The sequence below is a fragment of the Alkalicoccus urumqiensis genome (assembly GCF_002993335.1).
Taxonomy (GTDB): domain Bacteria; phylum Bacillota; class Bacilli; order Bacillales; family Salisediminibacteriaceae; genus Alkalicoccus; species Alkalicoccus urumqiensis.
In genome coordinates, this window is sequence record NZ_PVNS01000014.1 from 38,186 (window position 1) to 59,166 (window position 20,981).

Annotated in this window: 35 protein-coding genes; all 35 read right to left on the minus strand. The window is 50.7% G+C overall.

Features of this window, described 5'->3' with window-relative positions:
• Window positions 1–113 precede the first annotated feature (113 nt).
• Window positions 114–503 (minus strand): 30S ribosomal protein S11, encoded by a 390-nt coding sequence (gene rpsK / locus C6I21_RS13855; protein WP_105960073.1) that lies wholly within the window; start codon window positions 501–503, stop codon window positions 114–116.
• An 18-nt stretch (window positions 504–521) separates the two neighbouring features.
• Window positions 522–887, minus strand: coding sequence for a 30S ribosomal protein S13 (gene rpsM / locus C6I21_RS13860; RefSeq protein WP_105960074.1), 366 nt, complete (start codon window positions 885–887; stop codon window positions 522–524).
• An 18-nt stretch (window positions 888–905) separates the two neighbouring features.
• On the minus strand, window positions 906–1,019 hold the full coding sequence (rpmJ, locus tag C6I21_RS13865) for a 50S ribosomal protein L36 (protein WP_105960075.1): 114 nt from the start codon (window positions 1,017–1,019) through the stop codon (window positions 906–908).
• Window positions 1,020–1,069: 50 nt separating this feature from the next.
• Window positions 1,070–1,288, minus strand: coding sequence for a translation initiation factor IF-1 (gene infA, locus C6I21_RS13870; protein ID WP_105960076.1), 219 nt, complete (start codon window positions 1,286–1,288; stop codon window positions 1,070–1,072).
• A gap of 4 nt (window positions 1,289–1,292) precedes the next feature.
• On the minus strand, window positions 1,293–1,595 hold the full coding sequence (locus C6I21_RS13875) for a KOW domain-containing RNA-binding protein (RefSeq protein ID WP_105960077.1): 303 nt from the start codon (window positions 1,593–1,595) through the stop codon (window positions 1,293–1,295).
• Between the two features lie 24 nt (window positions 1,596–1,619).
• A complete protein-coding gene (gene map, locus C6I21_RS13880; protein ID WP_105960078.1) occupies window positions 1,620–2,369 on the minus strand; it encodes a type I methionyl aminopeptidase in 750 nt (249 codons plus the stop codon).
• Window positions 2,369–3,019 carry an adenylate kinase gene (locus tag C6I21_RS13885; RefSeq protein ID WP_105960079.1) on the minus strand — a complete coding sequence of 217 codons (651 nt, stop codon included), beginning with the start codon at window positions 3,017–3,019 and terminating at the stop codon, window positions 2,369–2,371. Before C6I21_RS13885 ends, map begins: the two co-directional genes overlap by 1 nt.
• A gap of 34 nt (window positions 3,020–3,053) precedes the next feature.
• Complete coding sequence (gene secY / locus C6I21_RS13890) at window positions 3,054–4,346, minus strand: preprotein translocase subunit SecY (protein ID WP_105960080.1); 1,293 nt, start codon at window positions 4,344–4,346, stop codon at window positions 3,054–3,056.
• Window positions 4,346–4,786 carry a 50S ribosomal protein L15 gene (gene rplO / locus C6I21_RS13895; protein WP_105960081.1) on the minus strand — a complete coding sequence of 147 codons (441 nt, stop codon included), beginning with the start codon at window positions 4,784–4,786 and terminating at the stop codon, window positions 4,346–4,348. The genes secY and rplO overlap by 1 nt, the downstream gene beginning before the upstream one ends.
• Window positions 4,787–4,816: 30 nt before the next feature.
• Window positions 4,817–5,005 (minus strand): 50S ribosomal protein L30, encoded by a 189-nt coding sequence (gene rpmD / locus C6I21_RS13900; RefSeq protein ID WP_105960082.1) that lies wholly within the window; start codon window positions 5,003–5,005, stop codon window positions 4,817–4,819.
• A gap of 13 nt (window positions 5,006–5,018) precedes the next feature.
• Window positions 5,019–5,516, minus strand: coding sequence for a 30S ribosomal protein S5 (gene rpsE / locus C6I21_RS13905; protein WP_105960083.1), 498 nt, complete (start codon window positions 5,514–5,516; stop codon window positions 5,019–5,021).
• Window positions 5,517–5,542: 26 nt separating this feature from the next.
• Window positions 5,543–5,908, minus strand: coding sequence for a 50S ribosomal protein L18 (rplR, locus tag C6I21_RS13910; protein WP_105960084.1), 366 nt, complete (start codon window positions 5,906–5,908; stop codon window positions 5,543–5,545).
• A 35-nt stretch (window positions 5,909–5,943) separates the two neighbouring features.
• Window positions 5,944–6,480: a 50S ribosomal protein L6 gene (gene rplF, locus C6I21_RS13915; RefSeq protein WP_105960085.1), complete on the minus strand. Its 537-nt coding sequence runs from the start codon at window positions 6,478–6,480 to the stop codon at window positions 5,944–5,946.
• 30 nt (window positions 6,481–6,510) lie between these two features.
• Window positions 6,511–6,909 carry a 30S ribosomal protein S8 gene (gene rpsH / locus C6I21_RS13920; RefSeq protein ID WP_105960086.1) on the minus strand — a complete coding sequence of 133 codons (399 nt, stop codon included), beginning with the start codon at window positions 6,907–6,909 and terminating at the stop codon, window positions 6,511–6,513.
• Window positions 6,910–6,939: 30 nt separating this feature from the next.
• Window positions 6,940–7,125 (minus strand): type Z 30S ribosomal protein S14, encoded by a 186-nt coding sequence (locus tag C6I21_RS13925; protein WP_105960087.1) that lies wholly within the window; start codon window positions 7,123–7,125, stop codon window positions 6,940–6,942.
• 30 nt (window positions 7,126–7,155) lie between these two features.
• Complete coding sequence (gene rplE, locus C6I21_RS13930) at window positions 7,156–7,695, minus strand: 50S ribosomal protein L5 (protein ID WP_105960088.1); 540 nt, start codon at window positions 7,693–7,695, stop codon at window positions 7,156–7,158.
• A gap of 30 nt (window positions 7,696–7,725) precedes the next feature.
• On the minus strand, window positions 7,726–8,037 hold the full coding sequence (rplX, locus tag C6I21_RS13935) for a 50S ribosomal protein L24 (protein ID WP_105960137.1): 312 nt from the start codon (window positions 8,035–8,037) through the stop codon (window positions 7,726–7,728).
• Between the two features lie 60 nt (window positions 8,038–8,097).
• A complete protein-coding gene (gene rplN, locus C6I21_RS13940; RefSeq protein WP_105960089.1) occupies window positions 8,098–8,466 on the minus strand; it encodes a 50S ribosomal protein L14 in 369 nt (122 codons plus the stop codon).
• 37 nt (window positions 8,467–8,503) lie between these two features.
• Window positions 8,504–8,767: a 30S ribosomal protein S17 gene (gene rpsQ, locus C6I21_RS13945; RefSeq protein ID WP_105960090.1), complete on the minus strand. Its 264-nt coding sequence runs from the start codon at window positions 8,765–8,767 to the stop codon at window positions 8,504–8,506.
• Between the two features lie 20 nt (window positions 8,768–8,787).
• Window positions 8,788–8,991, minus strand: coding sequence for a 50S ribosomal protein L29 (rpmC, locus tag C6I21_RS13950; protein WP_105960091.1), 204 nt, complete (start codon window positions 8,989–8,991; stop codon window positions 8,788–8,790).
• Window positions 8,981–9,415, minus strand: a complete 435-nt coding sequence (rplP, locus tag C6I21_RS13955; protein ID WP_105960092.1) for a 50S ribosomal protein L16 — start codon at window positions 9,413–9,415, stop codon at window positions 8,981–8,983. Before rplP ends, rpmC begins: the two co-directional genes overlap by 11 nt.
• Window positions 9,416–9,417: 2 nt before the next feature.
• Window positions 9,418–10,077 carry a 30S ribosomal protein S3 gene (rpsC, locus tag C6I21_RS13960; RefSeq protein ID WP_105960093.1) on the minus strand — a complete coding sequence of 220 codons (660 nt, stop codon included), beginning with the start codon at window positions 10,075–10,077 and terminating at the stop codon, window positions 9,418–9,420.
• Window positions 10,078–10,079: 2 nt separating this feature from the next.
• Entirely contained in the window at window positions 10,080–10,421 is a 342-nt protein-coding gene (gene rplV, locus C6I21_RS13965) for a 50S ribosomal protein L22 (protein WP_105960094.1), read from the minus strand.
• A 22-nt stretch (window positions 10,422–10,443) separates the two neighbouring features.
• Window positions 10,444–10,722: a 30S ribosomal protein S19 gene (gene rpsS, locus C6I21_RS13970; RefSeq protein ID WP_105960095.1), complete on the minus strand. Its 279-nt coding sequence runs from the start codon at window positions 10,720–10,722 to the stop codon at window positions 10,444–10,446.
• A 60-nt stretch (window positions 10,723–10,782) separates the two neighbouring features.
• Window positions 10,783–11,613 carry a 50S ribosomal protein L2 gene (gene rplB / locus C6I21_RS13975; RefSeq protein ID WP_105960096.1) on the minus strand — a complete coding sequence of 277 codons (831 nt, stop codon included), beginning with the start codon at window positions 11,611–11,613 and terminating at the stop codon, window positions 10,783–10,785.
• 28 nt (window positions 11,614–11,641) lie between these two features.
• Complete coding sequence (gene rplW, locus C6I21_RS13980; RefSeq protein ID WP_105960097.1) at window positions 11,642–11,932, minus strand: 50S ribosomal protein L23; 291 nt, start codon at window positions 11,930–11,932, stop codon at window positions 11,642–11,644.
• On the minus strand, window positions 11,932–12,555 hold the full coding sequence (gene rplD, locus C6I21_RS13985; RefSeq protein ID WP_105960098.1) for a 50S ribosomal protein L4: 624 nt from the start codon (window positions 12,553–12,555) through the stop codon (window positions 11,932–11,934). Before rplD ends, rplW begins: the two co-directional genes overlap by 1 nt.
• A 26-nt stretch (window positions 12,556–12,581) precedes the next feature.
• Window positions 12,582–13,211, minus strand: coding sequence for a 50S ribosomal protein L3 (rplC, locus tag C6I21_RS13990; protein ID WP_105960099.1), 630 nt, complete (start codon window positions 13,209–13,211; stop codon window positions 12,582–12,584).
• 62 nt (window positions 13,212–13,273) lie between these two features.
• Window positions 13,274–13,582 (minus strand): 30S ribosomal protein S10, encoded by a 309-nt coding sequence (rpsJ, locus tag C6I21_RS13995; protein WP_142393270.1) that lies wholly within the window; start codon window positions 13,580–13,582, stop codon window positions 13,274–13,276.
• 343 nt (window positions 13,583–13,925) lie between these two features.
• A complete protein-coding gene (locus C6I21_RS14000; RefSeq protein ID WP_105960101.1) occupies window positions 13,926–14,741 on the minus strand; it encodes a hypothetical protein in 816 nt (271 codons plus the stop codon).
• A gap of 1,415 nt (window positions 14,742–16,156) precedes the next feature.
• A complete protein-coding gene (tuf, locus tag C6I21_RS14005) occupies window positions 16,157–17,347 on the minus strand; it encodes an elongation factor Tu (RefSeq protein ID WP_105960102.1) in 1,191 nt (396 codons plus the stop codon).
• A gap of 116 nt (window positions 17,348–17,463) precedes the next feature.
• A complete protein-coding gene (fusA, locus tag C6I21_RS14010) occupies window positions 17,464–19,542 on the minus strand; it encodes an elongation factor G (protein ID WP_105960103.1) in 2,079 nt (692 codons plus the stop codon).
• Between the two features lie 92 nt (window positions 19,543–19,634).
• Window positions 19,635–20,105, minus strand: coding sequence for a 30S ribosomal protein S7 (gene rpsG, locus C6I21_RS14015; protein ID WP_105960104.1), 471 nt, complete (start codon window positions 20,103–20,105; stop codon window positions 19,635–19,637).
• A 34-nt stretch (window positions 20,106–20,139) separates the two neighbouring features.
• On the minus strand, window positions 20,140–20,553 hold the full coding sequence (gene rpsL, locus C6I21_RS14020) for a 30S ribosomal protein S12 (protein WP_105960105.1): 414 nt from the start codon (window positions 20,551–20,553) through the stop codon (window positions 20,140–20,142).
• A gap of 105 nt (window positions 20,554–20,658) precedes the next feature.
• The gene (locus C6I21_RS14025) at window positions 20,659–20,907 is read right to left on the minus strand and encodes a 50S ribosomal protein L7ae-like protein (RefSeq protein ID WP_105960106.1); all 249 of its coding nucleotides are present in this window, start codon (window positions 20,905–20,907) and stop codon (window positions 20,659–20,661) included.
• Between the last annotated feature and the right edge of the window lie 74 nt (window positions 20,908–20,981).

Below are 20,981 nucleotides of genomic sequence, written 5' to 3' on the forward strand. Positions count from 1 at the left end.
CCTTCAAAACGTCGAAACCCCGGTTGTGAGTGATCACAACCGGAATCCCTCACTGGGCACACCTTACCTGTTACGAAACACTGTCCGTTCTGTTCTGTGTCTGAGGATGGTTATTAGACGCGACGACGTTTTGGTGGACGGCAGCCGTTGTGAGGCACTGGAGTGACGTCACGGATCATGCTGACTTCCAGACCAGTTGCCTGCAGGGAACGGATGGCAGCTTCACGTCCGGCACCAGGGCCTTTAACGGAAACTTCCACTTCTTTCATCCCGTGATCCATTGCCGCTTTTGCTGCTGCTTCTGCCGCAGTCTGAGCCGCGAACGGCGTAGACTTACGGGAACCTTTGAAACCAAGACCGCCGGCACTTGCCCAGGAAATTGCATTCCCTTGAGGGTCTGTGATGGTGACGATCGTGTTGTTGAACGTGGAACGGATGTGGGCAATACCGGACTCTATATTCTTACGCTGACGACGCTTTGCGCGTGTTTTTTGTTTAGCCATGTTTAACCACTACCTCCTTTACTTCTTCTTGTTCGCTACTGTACGGCGGGCACCCTTACGGGAACGCGCGTTGTTCTTCGTCTTTTGACCACGCGTTGGAAGACCGCGGCGGTGACGGATTCCACGGTAGGATCCGATCTCAATCAGACGCTTGATGTTAAGGGAAACTTCACGACGGAGGTCCCCTTCCACCTTAATGTTATCAACGACGCTTCGGACTTTACCGAGCTCTTCTTCTGTCAGGTCGCGGACGCGGGTATCCCCGGATACTCCAGCCTCTTCGACGATTTCAGCTGCGCGGCTCTTGCCGACACCATAGATATACGTTAGAGAAATGACAAGCCGCTTATCACGCGGAATGTCAACACCAGCTACACGTGCCATAGATTACACCTCCTGTTATTATCCCTGTTTCTGCTTGTGTTTTGGATTGTCGCAAATAACCATGACGGTCCCTTTACGGCGAATAACTTTGCACTTTTCGCAAATTGGCTTGACGGATGGTCTTACCTTCATGCTCTTTACCTCCTTGATCTTCCGGAGTAACGATTCATTTCCATCGATGTTTATTTATAACGATACGTGATACGTCCGCGGGATAAGTCATACGGAGATAATTCGACCGTGACCTTGTCTCCCGGAAGTATCCGGATATAGTGCATACGGATTTTACCGGAAACGTGGGCGAGAATCTTGTGCCCGTTATCCAGTTCCACCCGGAACATAGCGTTTGGCAGCGGTTCAATGACCGTGCCTTCCACTTCAATAACATCTTCTTTGGCCATGAATTTACTCTCCTTCCTTCAGTAAATTATCGTTGATATAGGACGAAATTGCAAAGCGAAGTTTTGCATTCGTAACACGACCTGTTTCTATTATACTGTTCTTCACTTCCGAAGCAATGATATACCTTCGCTCCAGATGCTGCAAGTTCTTTTTCTTCGCACGGTCCACTTTGCGCTTGTCGCCGTCGGCAATGAGCACGAAGCGTTCGTCGAGTACTTCGATAATGCAGGCAAACTGATCTTTGTCTCTTCCGTGAAGAATCCGCACCAGCTCACCGGCCTGCGGAACCGAGTCAGGATCTATCATTAGATGAAAACCACCTTTTAGCATTCAGCGGATCGTTGTCATGATTTCATATCCTTCTTCGACAACAGCAATCGTGTGTTCAAAATGGGCGCACATCGATCCGTCCGAGGTGACAACTGTCCAGTTGTCGCTTTTGGTCCGGACATAGCGCCTGCCGGCATTAACCATCGGCTCCACCGCAAGCACCATGCCTGTTTCCAGGCGCGGGCCTTTCCCCGGCGGTCCGAAGTGCGGGATGGGCGGATCTTCATGAAGATCCTTTCCGATACCATGTCCGACATATTCGCGGACGACAGAACAGCCATGGTGTTCCACGTGCTGCTGGACGGCGTGGGAAACGTTACTGAGCGGTGCCCCCGGCCGGATTTCCCGGATGCCTTCCCAGAGGGAGGCTTCGGTAATTTCCAGCAGTCGGGCGGCCGCATCGGTTACTGTTCCCACAGGATACGTCCATGCAGAATCTCCGTGAAAGCCCCTATATTCTGCGCCGATGTCGATACTGATGATATCCCCGTCTTCAAGGGTCCGCGTACCGGGAATTCCGTGTACCAACTCATCATTTACTGAAGTGCAGATGCTTCCAGTAAACCCATGATAGCCTTTAAACGATGGGACCGCATCCTGCTGACGGATGAAACGGTCTGCAATGTGATCCAGTTCTTTTGTGGTGATGCCCGGCTGGATGTGCTGCTGGAGTTCCTCGTGCGTGAAAGCGACAATACGTCCTGCTTCACGCATAAGATCCAGCTCCTCTGCCGACTTGCGGAGGATCATTAACGGCTCTCCTGCAGCAGTGCATCGACATCCTGGAAAACGACGTTGATTTCCCGGCTGCCGTCAATGCGGCGGAGATACCCTTTCTCAGAGTAGAAATCAACCAGCGGCTTTGTCTGCTCCAGATTCACATCGAGACGCTTATCAACCGTTTCCGGCTTATCGTCGTCACGCTGAATCAGCTGGCTTCCATCCTTGTCGCATTTGCCGGCTTCCTCAGGAGGATTGAAAATTTCGTGGTAGGCTGCACCGCAGTCCGGACAGATCCAGCGTCCGGTCAGACGCTTAAAGAGATCCTCACGCGCTACTTCAATGTAGATCACGTGGTCCAGGCGACGATTCATGTCAGACAGCATGTTCTCCAGCGCATCTGCCTGGGCAGGTGTACGCGGGAAGCCGTCGAGTAGAAATCCGTCACTGCAGTCATCCTGGCTGAGGCGTTCACGGACGATGCCGATCGTTACCTCATCCGGTACAAGCGCACCCTCATCCATATAGGATTTGGCCTTCAGGCCGAGGTCCGTGCCGTTTTTAATGGCAGCGCGGAACATATCACCTGTAGAGATGTGCGGGACGCCGTACTTTTCCACGATCTTTTCTGCCTGTGTTCCTTTTCCTGCTCCCGGAAGTCCCATAAGAATCAAATTCATAGCTTTATAACCTCCATCGTGTGTACCCGCCGTTCTACTTTAAAAAGCCTTTATAGGAGCGGCGGATCAGCTGACTTTCGATCTGTTTCATCGTATCGAGTGCGACGTTTACGACGATGAGAAGCCCGGTTCCTCCGAGCTGCACACTCTGAGGCAGACCAGCTGCCTGATTGAAGAACACCGGCAGGATCGAAACCACTGCCAGGAATAAAGCCCCGACGAAAGTCAAACGATAGAGGATTGTCGTGATGTGGTCCTGCGTTGCCTTTCCGGGACGAATTCCAGGAATATAGCCGCCCTGCTTTTTCAGGTTGTCTGCCATCTGCTCCGGATTCACCTGCACAAACGTATAGAAATACGTGAAGCCGACGATGAGAAGGGCGAAAACGACCATCCCAAACGGCTGCGTATAGTCAAAGCTGCGCTGGATCCATCCGGCTATTCCGCTTGAATCTCCGAAAAATCCGGCGACAGTCGGCGGAAAAATGAAAAGAGACATAGCGAAAATGACTGGGATAACCCCGGCCGAATTCACCTTGAGCGGCAGATGGGACGTCTGCCCTTCCTGCTGCTTTCCATCGACCAGCCGCTTTGCATACTGAACAGGTATTTTTCTCAGGGCCTGCTGAACAAAAATAACTCCTACAACGATCGCCAGCAGCGCCGCTGCAATGAGCAGCACAGCAACGATGTTAATAAATAAGGCATCTCCTGCGCCTTCGAATTGAGTTACATAAATTTGGTTAACTCCATTCGGAATCCCAGCAGCAATCCCAGCAAAGATCAGAATTGAAATCCCGTTCCCGACGCCTTTTTCCGTAATGGATTCACCCAGCCATAACAGAAACGCAGTTCCGCCTGTCAGCGTCAGCGCGATCAGGAGGTACGTTGCTGTGGTTGGATTGGGCACCAGGTTTGGAAAGAGACTGTTAAAACCGATGGACATCCCAAGGGCCTGCACGAACGCGATCACAATCGTTCCGTATCTTGTTACTTGTGCCAGCTTTCTGCGACCTGCTTCCCCCTGCCGAGACCACTCGGCAAACTTGGGAACAACATCCATCTTCATGAGCTGCACGATAATGGATGCTGTAATGTAGGGCATTATTCCTGTCGCAAAAATCGAGAAGTTCTCGAGGGCGCCGCCGCCAAAGGCGTTCAAAAAGCCAAAGGCGTTCATGTCCCCGCCGAAGTCCAGCACGGATGCATCAACTCCGGGAGCGGGGATGTGGGCACCGATTCGAAAGACGATCAGTATCGCCAGGGTGAAGAGGATTTTCCTCCGTAGATCACCCACTCGAAAGATATCGGAGACTGTCCGGAACATTACAGCACCTCGGCTGTACCGCCGGCCGCCTCAATTGCATCCTTTGCAGATGCAGAGAATTTAGCTGCTTTTACTGTCAGCTTTCGATCCAGAGAGCCGTTCCCGAGAATTTTGATTCCGTCCTTCTCGTTCTTCACGACACCGGATTCTACGAGAAGCGCAGGTGTTACTTCTGTGCCTTCGTCAAAGCGGTTCAGCGTTTCCAGGTTTACCACCGCGTATTCAACACGATTCGGGTTCTGGAAGCCACGCTTTGGAAGACGACGGAAGATAGGCATCTGTCCACCTTCGAATCCTGGACGTACACCGCCGCCGGCACGGGCCTTTTGACCTTTTGTACCGCGTCCGGCAGTTTTACCGTTCCCGGATCCTACACCGCGACCGACACGGTTGCGCGTTTTACGGGAACCAGCTGCAGGCTTGAGTTCATGAAGTTGCATAATGACACCTCCTCAGCGTTTATTTCTTATTTATGCGTCGATTTCTTTTACATCAACGAGATGTTGTACTTTGTTTACCATTCCACGCATCGCCTCGTTGTCCTGCTGCACGACGGTGCTGTTCACTTTGCCTAGGCCGAGTGTTTTCACCGTAACGCGCTGCTCTTCCGGACGTCCGATCAGGCTGCGTCTGAGGGTAATTTCCAATTTCTTTGCCATGTCGATTCCCTCCTTAACCTAGCAGCTCTTCGACTGATTTGCCGCGTAGTTTTGCTACGTCTTCCGGACGCTTGAGATTTTCAAGTCCCTGAAGTGTCGCACGAACCATGTTGATCGGATTGTTGGAACCGAGGGACTTGGAAAGGATGTCGCCGACACCGGCAAGCTCAAGTACCGCACGGACAGGTCCGCCTGCGATAACTCCAGTACCTTCAGAAGCAGGCTTCAGCAGTACGCTTCCTGCACCGAATTCGCCGGTGATCAGGTGAGGAATTGTTGTACCCTGCATTGGAACCTTGATCAGGTTCTTCTTGCCATCCTCAATTGCCTTGCGGATTGCTTCTGGTACTTCCAGTGCTTTACCCATACCAAAGCCGACGTGACCGTTTTTGTCACCGACAACAACGAGTGCTGCAAAGCGGAAACGACGTCCACCTTTTACAACTTTCGCTACGCGGTTGACTGTCACAACTCTCTCTTCAATTTCAAGTTTGCTTGCATCAATACGCAAAGTGTTTCCCTCCTTTATGCTTTAGATTAAAACTTCAGTCCAGCTTCACGGGCGCCGTCTGCGAGTTCCTGCACACGTCCGTGGTAGAGATAGCCTCCACGGTCGAATACTACAGTCTCTTTATTCTGCTCGAGCGCACGCTTGGCAACGAGTTCGCCGACTTTGCGTGCAGCTTCCTTATTTCCGCCGTTCTCAATGTTCTTCAGTTCGTCGTCCAGGCTGGACGCGCCTGCGATCGTAACACCGGCAGTGTCATCGATCAGCTGCGCGTAAATGTGCTTGTTCGAACGGAAAACATTCAGACGGGGACGTTCAGCAGTACCGGTGATCGTGCGGCGAACGTGAGCGTGACGCTTCTTGCGCACGGCGTTCTTAGCAGTCTTCGAGATCATCGAACGTCATTCCTTTCTTTCCGTTGATTTAGGGTTTATTTCCCTGTTTTACCTTCTTTACGGCGTACATACTCACCTTCGTAGCGGATTCCTTTTCCTTTGTAAGGCTCAGGAATACGTACGGCGCGGATGTCGGAAGCAAGTGCTCCAACTGCCTCTTTATCAATACCTTTAACGGTAATCTGTGTGTTTGAAGGTACTTCGAGCTCGAGGTTGTTTCCCTCTTCGAATTCAACCGGGTGGGACAGACCTACGTTCAGGACGACCTTTTTACCGGTCTTCTGAGCACGGTAACCGACACCGACCAGTTCCAGTTTCTTTTCGAAACCTTTGGAAACTCCTTCGATCATGTTGTTCAGTACGCTGCGTGTCGTACCGTGCAGGGAGCGGTGCTCCTTGTGATCGGAAGGACGCTCAACTGTGATGACGTTATCTTCAATGTTTACTTTCATGTCCGGGTGCAGGTTGCGTGTAAGCTCGCCTTTTGGTCCTTTGACCACGACGTTTGTGCCGTTGAGCTTCACTTCCACTCCGGATGGAATTTCAATTGGCTTGAGTCCAATACGGGACATAGTGACACCTCCGTTCTTTTACGTGTTTTATTACCAAACGTATGCGATAACTTCGCCGCCGACTTTCTTCTGGCGGGCTTCTTTATCTGTAATCACGCCACTGGAGGACGAGATGATTGCAATACCGAGTCCGCCGAGTACGCGTGGTACTTCATCGGATTTCGCGTAGACGCGCAGGCCTGGCTTACTGATTTTCTTAAGACCGGTGATAACTTTTTCGTTGTTCGCACCATACTTAAGGAAAATACGAAGTACGCCCTGCTTGTCGTCTTCAATTGCTTCATAATCACGGATGAAACCCTCGCGCTTGAGGATGTCCGCGATTTCTTTTTTGATATTTGAAGCCGGGAGTTCCAGGCTTGTGTGACGCACCATATTCGCATTGCGGATACGGGTCAGCATATCAGAAATAGGATCTGTCATGGTCATCGTAGTTACCTCCTTCCTGTTAACGGGGTTTTACCAGCTGGCTTTTTTGACGCCCGGAATTTGACCTTTGTGAGCAAGTTCGCGGAAGCAGATACGGCAGAGCTTGAACTTACGCAGGACACTGTGAGGGCGGCCACAGCGTTCGCAGCGAGTGTACTCCTGTACCGCAAACTTCTTCGTACGCTTCTGTTTAGCGACCATTGATTTCTTTGCCAAGGTCTTCACTCCTCTCTTTTGTCAGAGTTTTTATTTCTGGAACGGCATTCCAAACTGCGTTAGAAGCTCGCGTGCTTCTTCGTCAGTGTTCGCAGTAGTTACTACAACAATATCCATTCCGCGGACCTTGTCTACGTTATCGTAGTTGATCTCTGGGAAGATGAGCTGTTCACGGACACCGAGTGTGTAGTTTCCACGGCCGTCGAACGCCTTGTTGGAAACTCCGCGGAAGTCACGTACACGCGGAAGGGAAACCGCGATCAGCTTGTCCAGGAAGTCGTACATACGCTCGCCGCGCAGTGTTACTTTCGCGCCGATCGGCATACCTTCACGGACTTTAAATCCTGCGATGGATTTTTTCGCTTTCGTTACAAGGGGCTTTTGACCAGTGATCTGTGTGAGCTCCTCTACTGCTGTATCCAGCACTTTGGAGTTTTGTACAGCGTCACCGACACCCATGTTAACAACGATTTTTTCAATTCCAGGCACTTCCATAACGGAAGAGTAGTTGAATTTATCTTTCAGCGCAGGAGTGATCTCCTGATTGTATCTTTCTTTGAGACGACTCATTGAGTGAACCTCCTTTCAGCAGCAGTCTTATTACTTGTCCAGCGCTTCGCCGGATTTTTTTGCAATGCGAACTTTTTTACCGTCTTCTGTCTTGAATCCAACGCGTGTCGGCTCATTTGTAGATGGGTCGATCACCATCACGTTGGAAACGTGAACCGGCGCTTCCTGGTTAAGAATTCCGCCTTGCGGATTCGCCTGGGATGGCTTTGCATGCTTCTTTACCATGTTTACGCCTTCCACGAGTACGCGGGACTTGGATGGGAAGGCAGCTAGGACTTTTCCTTCCTTGCCTTTATCCTTGCCGGAGATAATTTTAACGTTGTCTCCTTTTTTCACGTGCAGTTTCACTTGGGACATGAGGGCACCTCCTCTTTACTCGATTGTTTCCGTTCTATATCGGTATTACAGTACTTCAGGAGCAAGAGAAACGATCTTCATGAACTTGTTTTCACGGAGTTCACGTGCAACCGGTCCGAAGATACGTGTTCCTCTTGGGCTCTTGTCGTCCCGTACAATAACAGCAGCGTTTTCGTCAAACTTGATATAAGAACCGTCTTGACGGCGCGCACCGCTCTTGGAACGTACGATTACGGCACGGACAACTTCACCCTTCTTGACAACGCCACCAGGTGTTGCCTGCTTTACCGTGCAGACGATTACGTCTCCGATGTTTGCCGTTTTGCGGCCTGTTCCACCAAGCACTTTAATGCAGAGTACTTCACGTGCTCCAGAGTTATCAGCAACTTTTAGTCGGCTTTCCTGTTGAATCATAGATTCCGTTACCTCCCTTCAAATAGACAGATGTGCTTTAGATAATGACTGCCTCTTCTACTACTTCCACAAGGCGGAATCGCTTATCTTTAGACAGTGGGCGAGTCTCCATAATGCGGACGACGTCATTCATCTTTGCAGTGTTGTTTTCGTCATGCGCCTTGAATTTCTTTGAATATTTAACGCGCTTTCCGTAAAGCGGGTGCATCTTATAAGTCTCAACAACGACGGTGATCGTCTTATCCATCTTGTCAGATGTCACACGCCCGACGTAGCTCTTACGATTATTTCGTTCTGCCACGGTAAGACCTCCTCTCAGGACTATTCGTTCGTAATTCCGAGTTCACGTTCGCGCAGTACTGTTTTCGCACGTGCGATCGCTTTTTTCACTTCGCGGATGCGGGCTGGATTGTCTAGCTGTCCAGTCGCAAGCTGAAAGCGGAGGTTGAAAAGCTCTTCCTTCAGCGAAGTCGCCTTCTGTTCGATTTCTGCAGTGGTAAGGCTGCGGATCTCATTAGCTTTCATTTGCGTCACCACCCACTTCTTCACGTTTAATTACTTTCGTGCGGATTGGTAGTTTGTGAGATGCCAGACGCAGTGCTTCACGAGCCACTTCCTCTGATACACCTGCTACTTCAAACATTACCTTCCCAGGCTTAACAACGGCCACCCAGCCTTCAGGAGCACCTTTACCGGAACCCATTCGTACTTCAAGCGGCTTTGCAGTGTAAGGCTTGTCTGGGAAAATCTTAATCCATACTTTACCGCCACGCTTCATGTAACGCGTCATCGCGATACGTGCAGCTTCGATCTGACGGTTTGTGATCCAGGATGCTTCAACAGCCTGAAGACCATATTCACCGAATGAAACTTCTGTTCCGCCTTTCGCTCTTCCGCGCATCTTTCCGCGGTGCTCACGACGGTATTTCACACGTTTAGGCATTAGCATGATTATTCTCCTCCTTCCTCTGTCTGCGTTCCTTTCGTTGGAAGGACTTCACCCTTGTAGATCCAAGTCTTCACGCCGATTTTACCGTACGTTGTATCTGCTTCAGCAGTACCGTACTCGATGTCAGCACGAAGTGTGTGAAGTGGAACAGTTCCTTCGCTGTAAGTTTCATTACGTGCAATGTCAGCTCCGCCGAGACGGCCGGAAACCTGTGTTTTAATACCCTGTGCACCGGAGCGCATTGTGCGCTGCATGGACTGCTTCATTGCGCGGCGGAAAGAAATACGTGCTTCCAGCTGTCGTGCAATGTTTTGAGAAACCAGTGTTGCATCCATGTCCGGCTTTTTGATTTCGTTGATGTTGATGTGAACCCGTTTTCCAGTAAGCTTGTTGAGTGCTTTGCGGAGTGCTTCCACTTCGGAACCACCTTTACCGATAACCATACCCGGCTTGGCAGTATAGATCGTCACGTTCACACGATTTGCCGCACGCTCAATTTCAATCGTTGAAACGGAAGCTTCGCTCAGGCGGTTCTGCAGGTAGTCACGAATATGAATGTCTTCGTGCAGCAGCTCAGCATAGTCTTTATCGGCAAACCACTTGGATTCCCAGTCGCGGATGACGCCGACCCGCAGTCCGTTAGGATTTATTTTTTGACCCACACTTATCCCTCCTTCTTCTCTGTTAGAACAACTGTAATGTGGCTCGTACGTTTGTTGATCCGGCTCGCGCTTCCCTGTGCTCTTGGGCGGAACCGTTTAAGTGTCATACCTTCATCTACGAAGATTTCGCTGACAACGAGGCTGTCCGGCTCCATTTCGTAGTTATGCTCTGCGTTCGCAATGGCTGAATTCAAAAGCTTCTCCACTACAGGGGATGCTTTCTTCGGTGTGTGATTCAGGATGGCGATCGCTTCGCCGACCTCTTTCCCACGGATAAGGTCTACAACGAGACGAGCTTTGCGAGGTGCAATACGTACTTGTTTCGCAACTGCTTTCGCTTCCATGATCTGTACCTCCCCTCTCTACTTAGCGTTTTGTTTTCTTATCGTCAGACGCGTGGCCTTTGTACGTGCGCGTTGGTGCGAATTCACCAAGCTTGTGACCGACCATGTCTTCCTGAACGTATACTGGTACGTGCTTACGGCCATCGTAAACAGCAATCGTGTGTCCGATAAACTGCGGGAAGATGGTAGAACGACGGGACCAGGTTTTGATAACCTTTTTGTTGCTTGTGTCTCCCTGTGCTTCTACTTTCTTCATGAGATGGTCATCGACGAATGGTCCTTTTTTTAAGCTGCGGCCCATAATGGTACCTCCCTTCGTGACTGCGCTACGGCTCTCAGCGAGAACCGTAGGACAATCCCGTTATTTTTTACGGCGGCGAACGATATATTTGTTCGATTCTTTGTTACGGTTACGAGTCTTGTAGCCGAGTGTAGGCTGACCCCAAGGAGAAACTGGGGATGGACGTCCGATTGGTGCGCGTCCTTCACCACCACCGTGTGGGTGGTCACTTGGGTTCATAACGGAACCACGGACAGTTGGACGACGGTTCATCCAGCGGGAACGGCCCGCTTTACCAATCGTTACAAGCTCGTGCTCAAGGTTTCCAACCTGGCCGACTGTCGCACGGCATGTGCCGAGGATCAGGCGGGTTTCACCGGAGCGCAGACGTACGAGAACGTACTTTTCTTCGCGTCCGAGAACCTGTGCTTCTGCACCTGCAGAGCGTACCAGCTGTCCACCTTTTCCTGGACGAAGCTCGATATTGTGGATAACTGTACCAACTGGAATGTCCTTCAGCTGAAGTGCATTTCCAAGTTTAATGTCAGCATCCTTGCCGGACATGATTTCCTGACCGACTTTCAGGCCTTTAGGAGCCAGAATGTAGCGCTTCTCACCGTCAACGTAGTTGATCAGTGCGATGTTCGCAGAACGGTTTGGATCGTATTCGATCGTAGCAACGCGGCCTGGAATTCCATCTTTATCACGCTTGAAATCAATGATGCGGTATTGACGCTTGTGACCACCGCCCTGGTGACGCACGGAGATGCGGCCCTGGTTGTTACGGCCGGCCTTCTTCGAGAGCGGCGCAAGCAGGGACTTTTCAGGAGTGTCTGTTGTCAGATCCTGAAAGTCAAGCGACGTCATAAAGCGGCGGCCGTTCGTGGTCGGTTTATACTTTTTGATTGCCATGAGCTTTTCCCTCCTTCGCTTTTAACGTTTATGCTTCTTCAAAGAACTCAATGTCTTTGCTGTCTTCAGTAAGCTGTACAATTGCTTTTTTGCGCTTGCGCGTATATCCGCTGTAGCGGCCGAAACGCTTGAACTTACCTTTGTAGTTCATTGTGTTGACACCTTCAACAGTAACGCCGAAGATCTCTTCAATTGCAGATTTAATCTGTGGCTTTGTCGCTTTCGGGTCCACTTCAAATGTGAACTTGCGCTCGCCCATCAGATCTGCAGAGCGTTCCGTGATAATCGGGCGCTTTACAATATCGCGTGCGTTTGCCATTATGCAAGCACCTCCTCTACCTGCTTCACAGCGTCTTGAGTGATGACCAGCTTCTCGTGATGGAGAATATCCAGTACATTCACCTGCGCTGCTGTCAGGGTTTTTACTCCTGGAAGGTTACGGGCAGACAGTGCAACAGCTTCGTTATCGTCCGCTGTCACAATCAGTGTCTTTGTTTCTGCAGAGAGACCTGCAAGAACTGCTTTCATTTCCTTCGTTTTTGGAGCTTCGAGGCTCAGCTCTTCTACAACGCGGATGTTTTCATCATTCACCTTGGAAGAGAGAGCAGATTTCAGGGCCAGACGGCGCTGCTTCTTAGGAAGCTTGTAGCCGTAATTGCGCGGTGTCGGTCCGAATGCAACACCACCGCCTACCCAGATTGGGGAACGGATGGAACCGTGACGTGCGCGGCCCGTTCCTTTTTGACGCCATGGCTTCTGGCCGCCGCCGCGGACTTCAGAGCGGTTCTTTGTTGAATGCGTACCCTGTCGGCGGGACGCCTGCTGCATGATGACAGCTTCATATACTACGTTTTCGTTTGGTTCGATACCAAATACGCCTTCAGCAAGCTCGATATCGCCTGCCTGTGAGCCATCCTGTTTATACAGTGTAACTTTTGGCATGAGAGGCTCCTCCTTTCTCTGTTAAATTAGTCAGCTTTAACTGCGGACTGTACAGTAACATAACTCTTCTTCGCACCCGGAATGTTTCCTTTTACGAGAAGAACGTTGCGTTCTGTGTCTACTTTGACAACTTCAAGGTTCTGGATTGTAACTGTGTCTCCGCCCATACGTCCTGGAAGAAGTTTACCTGGACGAACGTGGTTCGGGTCAACAGGGCCCATCGCACCTGGTGAACGGTGGTAGTGGGAACCGTGGGTCATTGGTCCGCGGGACTGATTGTGACGCTTGATTGCACCCTGGAACCCTTTACCTTTGCTGGTTCCGGTTACGTCTACAGCGTCTCCCTCTGCAAATACATCTACCTTGACTTCCTGACCAACTTCCAGTTCCGCTGCATCAGCGTTGCGGATTTCCTTCACGAAGCGCTTAGGAGCTGTCTGAGCTTTCTCCGCATGTCCTTTTGATGGTTTGTTCTGGCTGACCGGCTTCTGGTCAAACGCACCGAGCTGAACAGCTTCGTAGCCTTCACCTTCTGCTGTCTTCTTTTGAAGAACAACGTTCGGCTCTGCCTGAATTACTGTTACCGGTACTGCTTCACCGGACTCCGTAAATACCTGGGTCATACCGAGTTTCTTGCCTAAGATTCCTTTGGTCATCCGTCACACCTCCTGTTATTTAATAATATTAGTTTGTTTCAATCTATATGAAAAAAGTCAGCTTACAATTTAATTTCAATGTCGACGCCGGATGGAAGATCCAGACGCATCAGCGCATCAACTGTCTGCGGTGTCGGCTCGAGAATATCGATCAGACGCTTGTGTGTGCGCATTTCGAACTGCTCACGAGCATCCTTGTACTTGTGTACCGCACGAAGGACCGTGTATACAGAACGTTCAGTTGGAAGCGGGATCGGCCCGGCCACCCCTGCACCAGAGCGCTTTGCAGTCTCCACAATTTTTACTGCGGACTGATCCAGCACGCGGTGATCATACGCCTTCAGTCGAATACGAATCTTTTGCTTTGCCATTTGATTACCTCCTTTTTCGCCCATTTTAAGGAAATAGACTTGCTCCCTGAAAATTCTCCCGCACATCCGCCCATGGCAAAGGGGCCGGGTGTGTCGGCAACCTTTCAGATCAAAGCCTTATCTGTGACCAACATTAAATAGTATACAGGGTTTTGCCTCTATACGCAACAACTTTTCTTGCTTTCCTACGGTCACACTTTGAATAGTATACAAGCTCCCCGCGCTGATTTCAAGGGGTTTTATAAAAATCCGTGCCACTGCCTCCGGATGCATAATTTTCAGTCTTTTCACGCCCCGGCTTTTTGGGAGAATCGAGTTTCTACCATAGAAATATGTTCATGTATCAGCTTCTCGTATAATGCAGCTCGACAATGAGCGGCGCCAGCAGATAAACCGGCGTGTGGCTGCCGAGATCTCTTCGCGCTGTGACGATATCCCCGCGCACTCCGCCGAACAGATTCATCGCTTCCAGCGGTATCCCGTCAAACTTAATATCGACACACTTCTCTTTTTCCTCGTCGAGCACCTGAAAGTGAATTCCGGTAAATCCGCCCTCGTTTTCTCCGATCCTGTGGCCCTCTCCATCATACAGCGTCGAGTACTGGCGCTTCACATTCCACAGGTTCATATCGTAGGAACCGATCTCCTCTCCGCTCGCTTCTTCATAGAGATGATACCGCTGCTTCCAACCTGCATCCTTATAAAGGCGGTAGAGGATACCCTGCTGATTGCTGACAAGAAGACGCTTTCTCAGATACCGCCGCAGACCGATCAAATGCAGCAGAAACGTTCCTGCTTTTTTCAATCCGGTGGTGTCCTCCCGGATGAGTACCACGGCCTCTCCTTTCATCGTGAAGTACACATATTCCTTCAGCCAGTGAACGAACGGCACGAGAATCATCCGGCGCTGCTCTGTGAAAACGGCCGGTGTATCCGGTACTGTCAGCTGAATCCGTCCGGCCCGCCTTTTTGCAGCCAAAGACATGCCGAGAGCGATGGGGATCCCTGCCGGAATGAAGAGCAGGCTGTTCCAGTATTGAAACGAGGGCCAGTTCAGTATGTAGAGTGCTGCAAGAAGAATAAGGCTTCCCGCCGTGCTGATTCCTGCAAGAAGCAGATGCGTTTTTGCTTTCTTCCTGTAAAACTGCTGTATATCCATAACGTCCCATCCTTTCCACAAATGTGCTACGCGTTTAGGAGGCAGCAGGTTTCATGGGAAAACAGCGCTCTGCCGGAGAGTTCCGAAACGAACCTTTCCATGGCGGTCTCCGTTCGCCGCGTGGCGGTCTTTCGGTCGACTATGGCGATCTTATGCGCAGGTGTGGCGATCTCACTCTGAACCGACGACGGCTCTTATCCGTCAGAAAGCTGGCGAGTTCCTTTCGACATCGAGGCTGATACAGCGGATTGGTATTTTCAATAAAGCAGTCCATCGCGGTCCATTTTTCCGCTCCCTGCACTAAAAACCAGACAGCAACCGCCCGCTATCTGACGGGAGCGGGGCACGGCTTGGAGCAGAGGGGCTCCCGGAGTTCCGGCGGTCGGTGGTCCGGTTTGGTACGGCACATGTTCCAATTTGGGCCGGAGATCTTCCGATCGAATGCGCTTGGTCCGGAGAAGGCCGATCCTGATCCGGTACAGGGCTGCGGTGTTCCGATAACGAGCCATGCTGGTCCGGTGTTTTTCGAATGACATCAAACTGCCGCTTCCAGGCACCGTCATCTACGAAAACTACTAAGAAAAAGAATACGAGAATCTGTATATGGAATGGTTTACTGCTTTCTGCCTGCACCTGATGCTGAGCATGTCTTCGTTAGGAGAAGCAGCCGCACCATAGGAATATCTGGTTTCGCACCGAAACTTTTAATGCTGCCGGCCTCGATGTACATACATGGAACACGACTCCGGTTTATACATTCTCATAACCAAAAAAACCAGCAGAAACCGCCTGGTCTTAAAAGAAAAGGGAGGTTTGTTGGATAGGTTCCCGCTTCCTGCCTGCACCTGCAGCCGTGCGCGTTCCGGAGGGAACGGCTTCCGGTTTCGGCAGGCAAAAAAGAAACGGTATTGCCTTATAGACATCGACCCTGCTACGGATCATCTGTTCTTCATCCTAATTCTAATACACTTCGGAGCGTTCGGCAGAGACGCCGGTGGGATCACGCGCAGTCGCCCGAAAAGCGGAAGCGCCCTGGTCACGAGCGACCAGTCCTGGAGGCCCTGCCGACGAAAGCTGCTCTTTGCTTTCTTCGGCAGGGGTGAAGGAACCTCGAGCGAGTGGGCGCTGCAGCTGGACAATGCTTCGATTGAAGAAGCATGGCTCCGCGCGGCCGCGGCGCATGCCAGAAGATCACTGCCCTGCGCCTTAAACCAAAGGCCGGCTCCGCTCATGCGCTGCAGCCGTGCAAATAGCGCCCGGCTGGAAGACAAGCCCACGGCAAGCTTCTGCCGAAAAGCGGAGAAGCTCTATCAACAGAAACAAACGGTACATGGAACACGTCTCTCGCTTATTCATTTTCATAACAATAAAAAAAGCCGCTCCGGAATATCCGGAACGGCTTCTTGGCAGATCTATTACTCCATGATGTCAGCTACGACGCCGGCACCTACAGTACGTCCACCCTCACGGATCGAGAACTTAGTTCCTTCTTCGATCGCGATTGGAGAGATGAGTTCAACAGTCATCTCAACGTTGTCCCCAGGCATAACCATTTCTACGCCTTCAGGAAGCTGAGTGATACCAGTTACGTCCGTAGTACGGAAGTAGAACTGTGGGCGGTAGTTTGTGAAGAATGGAGTGTGACGTCCACCTTCTTCTTTAGAAAGAACGTAAACTTCCGCTTTGAACTTTGTGTGTGGAGTGATGGAGCCCGGCTTCGCAAGTACCTGACCGCGGTTGATGTCGTCGCGGGATACACCACGAAGAAGTGCACCAATGTTGTCGCCTGCTTCTGCATAGTCAAGAAGCTTACGGAACATCTCAACACCAGTTACAGTCGTCTTAGAGGACTGCTCTGCAAGACCGATGATTTCTACTTCGTCACCAACGTTAAGCTGGCCACGCTCAACACGGCCTGTTGCAACTGTACCACGGCCTGTGATGGAGAATACGTCCTCAACAGGCATCATGAAAGGCTTGTCCTTGTCACGGTCCGGTGTTGGGATATACTCGTCAACCTGCTGCATGAGGTCGATGATTGCCTGCTCGTGCTCTTCGTTGCCTTCAAGAGCGAGAAGTGCAGAACCTTTAACGACTGGAATGTCGTCACCAGGGAAGTCGTACTCAGACAGAAGCTCACGTACTTCCATTTCTACGAGCTCAAGAAGCTCTTCGTCGTCAACCTGGTCTGTTTTGTTCAGGAATACAACGATGGAAGGTACGCCAACCTGACGGGAGAGCAGGATGTGCTCACGAGTCTGTGGCATTGGGCCGTCAGCTGCGGATACTACAAGGATAGCTCCGTCCATCTGTGCGGCACCAGTGATCATGTTTTTAACATAGTCTGCGTGTCCTGGGCAGTCTACGTGTGCATAGTGGCGGGAATCCGTCTCATACTCAACGTGTGCAGTAGAGATTGTGATTCCACGCTCGCGCTCTTCCGGTGCTCCGTCGATCTGGTCGTACGCCATAGCAGTACCTTTACCAGAGTTCTTGTGAAGAACGTGTGTGATTGCTGCAGTCAGTGTTGTTTTACCGTGGTCTACGTGTCCAATTGTACCAATGTTGGCATGCGTTTTGGAACGATCAAATTTTTCTTTTCCCATGATCGAAATCCTCCTTACATATAGTTAAAGTTTTTTTATTTCTTTGGAGAAGGTGTACCGTGAAGATATCACCTTCCCCAGCTTACAATAAATTTATTGCGGTGACAATCCTTCGCTTACGCGCCGGATGTTTTCTTTACGATCTCTTCAGAAATACTCTTCGGTACTTCTTCATAGTGGTCAAAGTGCATCGTGTACTGTCCGCGGCCCTGTGTGTTGGAACGCAGGGATGTCGCATAACCGAACATTTCTGCAAGTGGAACCATTGCTTTTACGATCTGAGCGTTACCGCGGGCTTCCATACCTTCCACGCGTCCACGGCGGGAAGTAACGTCACCCATGATGTCACCCATATACTCTTCAGGTACGACAACTTCCACTTTCATGACCGGCTCAAGAAGAACAGGCTTACACTTGTTCTTCGCTTCCTTCAGTGCAAGGGAAGCAGCAACTTTAAAGGCCATTTCGTTGGAGTCGACATCGTGGTAGGAACCATCGTACAGACGTGCTTTCACGTCTACCATCGGATATCCTGCAAGCAGGCCGTTTTCGAGGGATTCTCTTACACCCTGTTCAACGGAGCCGATGTATTCACGAGGAACAACACCGCCGACAACGTTGTCGATAAATTCGAATCCGCCGCCTTCATCGTTCGGGGAGAATTCGATCCATACGTGACCGAACTGACCGCGTCCACCGGACTGACGTACGAATTTACCTTCGCACTTCGCCGCTTCGCGGATCGTTTCACGATAGGATACCTGTGGAGCACCAACATTTGCACCTACTTTGAATTCACGCTTCAGACGGTCAACGATGATGTCGAGGTGAAGCTCGCCCATACCACCGATAATTGTCTGTCCTGTTTCTTCATCAGTGTGCGTGCGGAATGTTGGATCTTCTTCAGCAAGCTTTGCCAGTGCCATACCCATCTTGTCCTGGTCCGCTTTGGAAGCAGGCTCTACGGAAAGGTGGATAACCGGCTCAGGGAATTCCATGGACTCAAGAATAACAAGATTCTTTTCATCACAGAGAGTGTCCCCTGTAGACGTGTCCTTCAGGCCGACACCCGCTGCGATATCCCCTGCATAACAGGTAGGAATCTCTTCACGGTGGTTGGCGTGCATCTGAAGAATACGACCCATACGCTCACGCTTGTCCTTCGTCGAGTTTTTCACGTAGGAACCAGCGTCAACGGTACCGGAATAAACCCGGAAGAATGTCAGCTTACCAACAAACGGATCTGTTGCAACCTTGAACGCCAGTGCAGAGAACGGTTCTTTGTCATCCGATCTGCGGACAACTTCTTCTTCCGTTCCTGGAATATGGCCTTTGATTGCTTCAACGTCTGTCGGCGCCGGAAGGAAATCGATAACTGAGTCGAGCAGCAGCTGAACACCTTTGTTCTTAAATGCGGAACCGCATAGAACCGGGTAGAATTCAACGTTACACGTAGCAGTACGGATCGCCTTTTTCAGCGTGTCCGTGTCGATTTCTTCTCCTTCGAGATACTGCATCATCAGATCCTCATCGAGGTCGGATACAGATTCGATCAGCTTGTCACGGTACTCGTCCGCCTGAGCTTTATACTCTTCCGGAATTTCACGTGCTTCACTGCGGGTACCGAGATCGTCCATGTAGAAGAACGCCTGCATGTCGATGAGGTCGATAATACCTTCGAAATCATCCTCTGCACCAATCGGCAGCTGTACTGCTGCTGCGTTCGCTCCGAGACGGTCTTTCAGTGTTCCAAGGGAGTAGATGAAATCTGCTCCGATTTTATCCATTTTGTTAACGAATACGATACGCGGTACACCGTACGTTGTCGCCTGACGCCAGACAGTTTCTGTCTGTGGCTCTACTCCGGACTGTGCGTCCAGAACAGCGACAGCGCCGTCAAGTACACGCAGGGAACGTTCTACTTCAACGGTGAAGTCGACGTGACCCGGTGTATCGATGATATTAATACGGTGGTTGTTCCACTGTGCGGTTGTTGCAGCAGAGGTGATCGTGATTCCACGCTCCTGCTCCTGCTCCATCCAGTCCATCTGGGAACCACCGTCGTGCGTTTCACCGATTTTGTGAATACGCCCTGTATAGAAAAGAATACGCTCTGTAGCAGTGGTCTTACCCGCATCGATGTGCGCCATAATACCAATGTTACGCGTCTTTTCTAAGGAGAATTCTCTTGGCATGTGTCTTTCTCCTTCCTGTGATTCGGGATATGTGGGCAGCGCAGACTGCTTATGCAGCCTGCATCTGCTTTATAACGGCATACAGAAACGGCTTACCAGCGGTAGTGGGCAAACGCTTTGTTGGCTTCTGCCATTTTGTGTGTTTCTTCGCGCTTTTTAACCGCTGCGCCTGTGTTGTTTGCTGCATCCAGAATCTCGTTTGCCAGACGCTCTTCCATGGTTTTTTCACCACGGAGACGAGCGTAGTTTACGAGCCAGCGGAGACCGAGTGTTGTACGGCGCTCCGGCTTTACTTCAATCGGTACCTGGTAGTTTGCACCACCGACACGGCGTGCTTTTACTTCCAGAACCGGCATGATGTTCTTCAGCGCTTCTTCAAATACTTCCTGAGGATCCTTTCCGGAACGCTCACGGACTAAGTCAAAAGCGTTATAAAGAGATTTCTGTGCAACACCTTTCTTACCGTCGATCATGATACGGTTAATCAGGCGTGTCACAAGCTTTGATTTATAGATAGGATCTGCTAATACATCGCGGCGAGCTACTGGTCCTTTACGAGGCATTAAGGTCCCTCCTTTCAGTTATAATAGAAAGCAATTATTTTTTCGGTCGCTTTGTACCGTACTTGGAACGGCTCTGCATCCGTCCTTCAACGCCTGCTGTATCCAGCGCGCCGCGGACGATGTGGTAGCGGACACCCGGAAGGTCCTTTACTCGGCCTCCACGGATCAGAACAACACTGTGCTCCTGCAGGTTGTGTCCAATACCAGGAATGTATGCAGTTACCTCGATCTGGTTTGTCAGACGTACACGCGCATACTTACGAAGGGCCGAGTTCGGCTTCTTCGGTGTCATGGTACCGACACGTGTGCAGACACCGCGCTTCTGCGGAGAATCCTCATCTGTCTGACGCTTCTTGTAGCTGTTGTAGCCTTTGTTCAGAGCAGGTGAGTCTGACTTCTGCATTTTGGACTTACGTCCTTTTTTCACCAATTGGTTAATTGTTGGCATCGGTTGTGCCTCCCTTCTTTACTTAATCATACAAGCCCACTGGTCCAGGTGGTTCACAAATGGGTAAAAGGAAAGTCTTTGCTGTTAAGCCAGCAAAAACTTTTTTTACTTTTTAATCGCTACGACTGCCGCGTTAACGTCTATGCCGCAGGCTTTCCCCAGTTTCTGCATCGATTCCACATACGTAATGGGAACCTCTTTCACCTGCGCTGCTGCAAGTGGCCTGGCAGTTACCTGCGAACTCGCATCGCGTGCAATGACGAGCTCGGAAACCTGTTCGCTTTCCAGTGCTTTTAAGGTTTGTTTTGTGCCTACAACTTTTTCTGCTGCCTGGGCTACTTTTTCATAAGACATCTGCATCCTCCAAAGCATCAGGTATTTGGCACACTTAGATATAGTATCACCGGGGTCAGGGCGTGTCAACCACT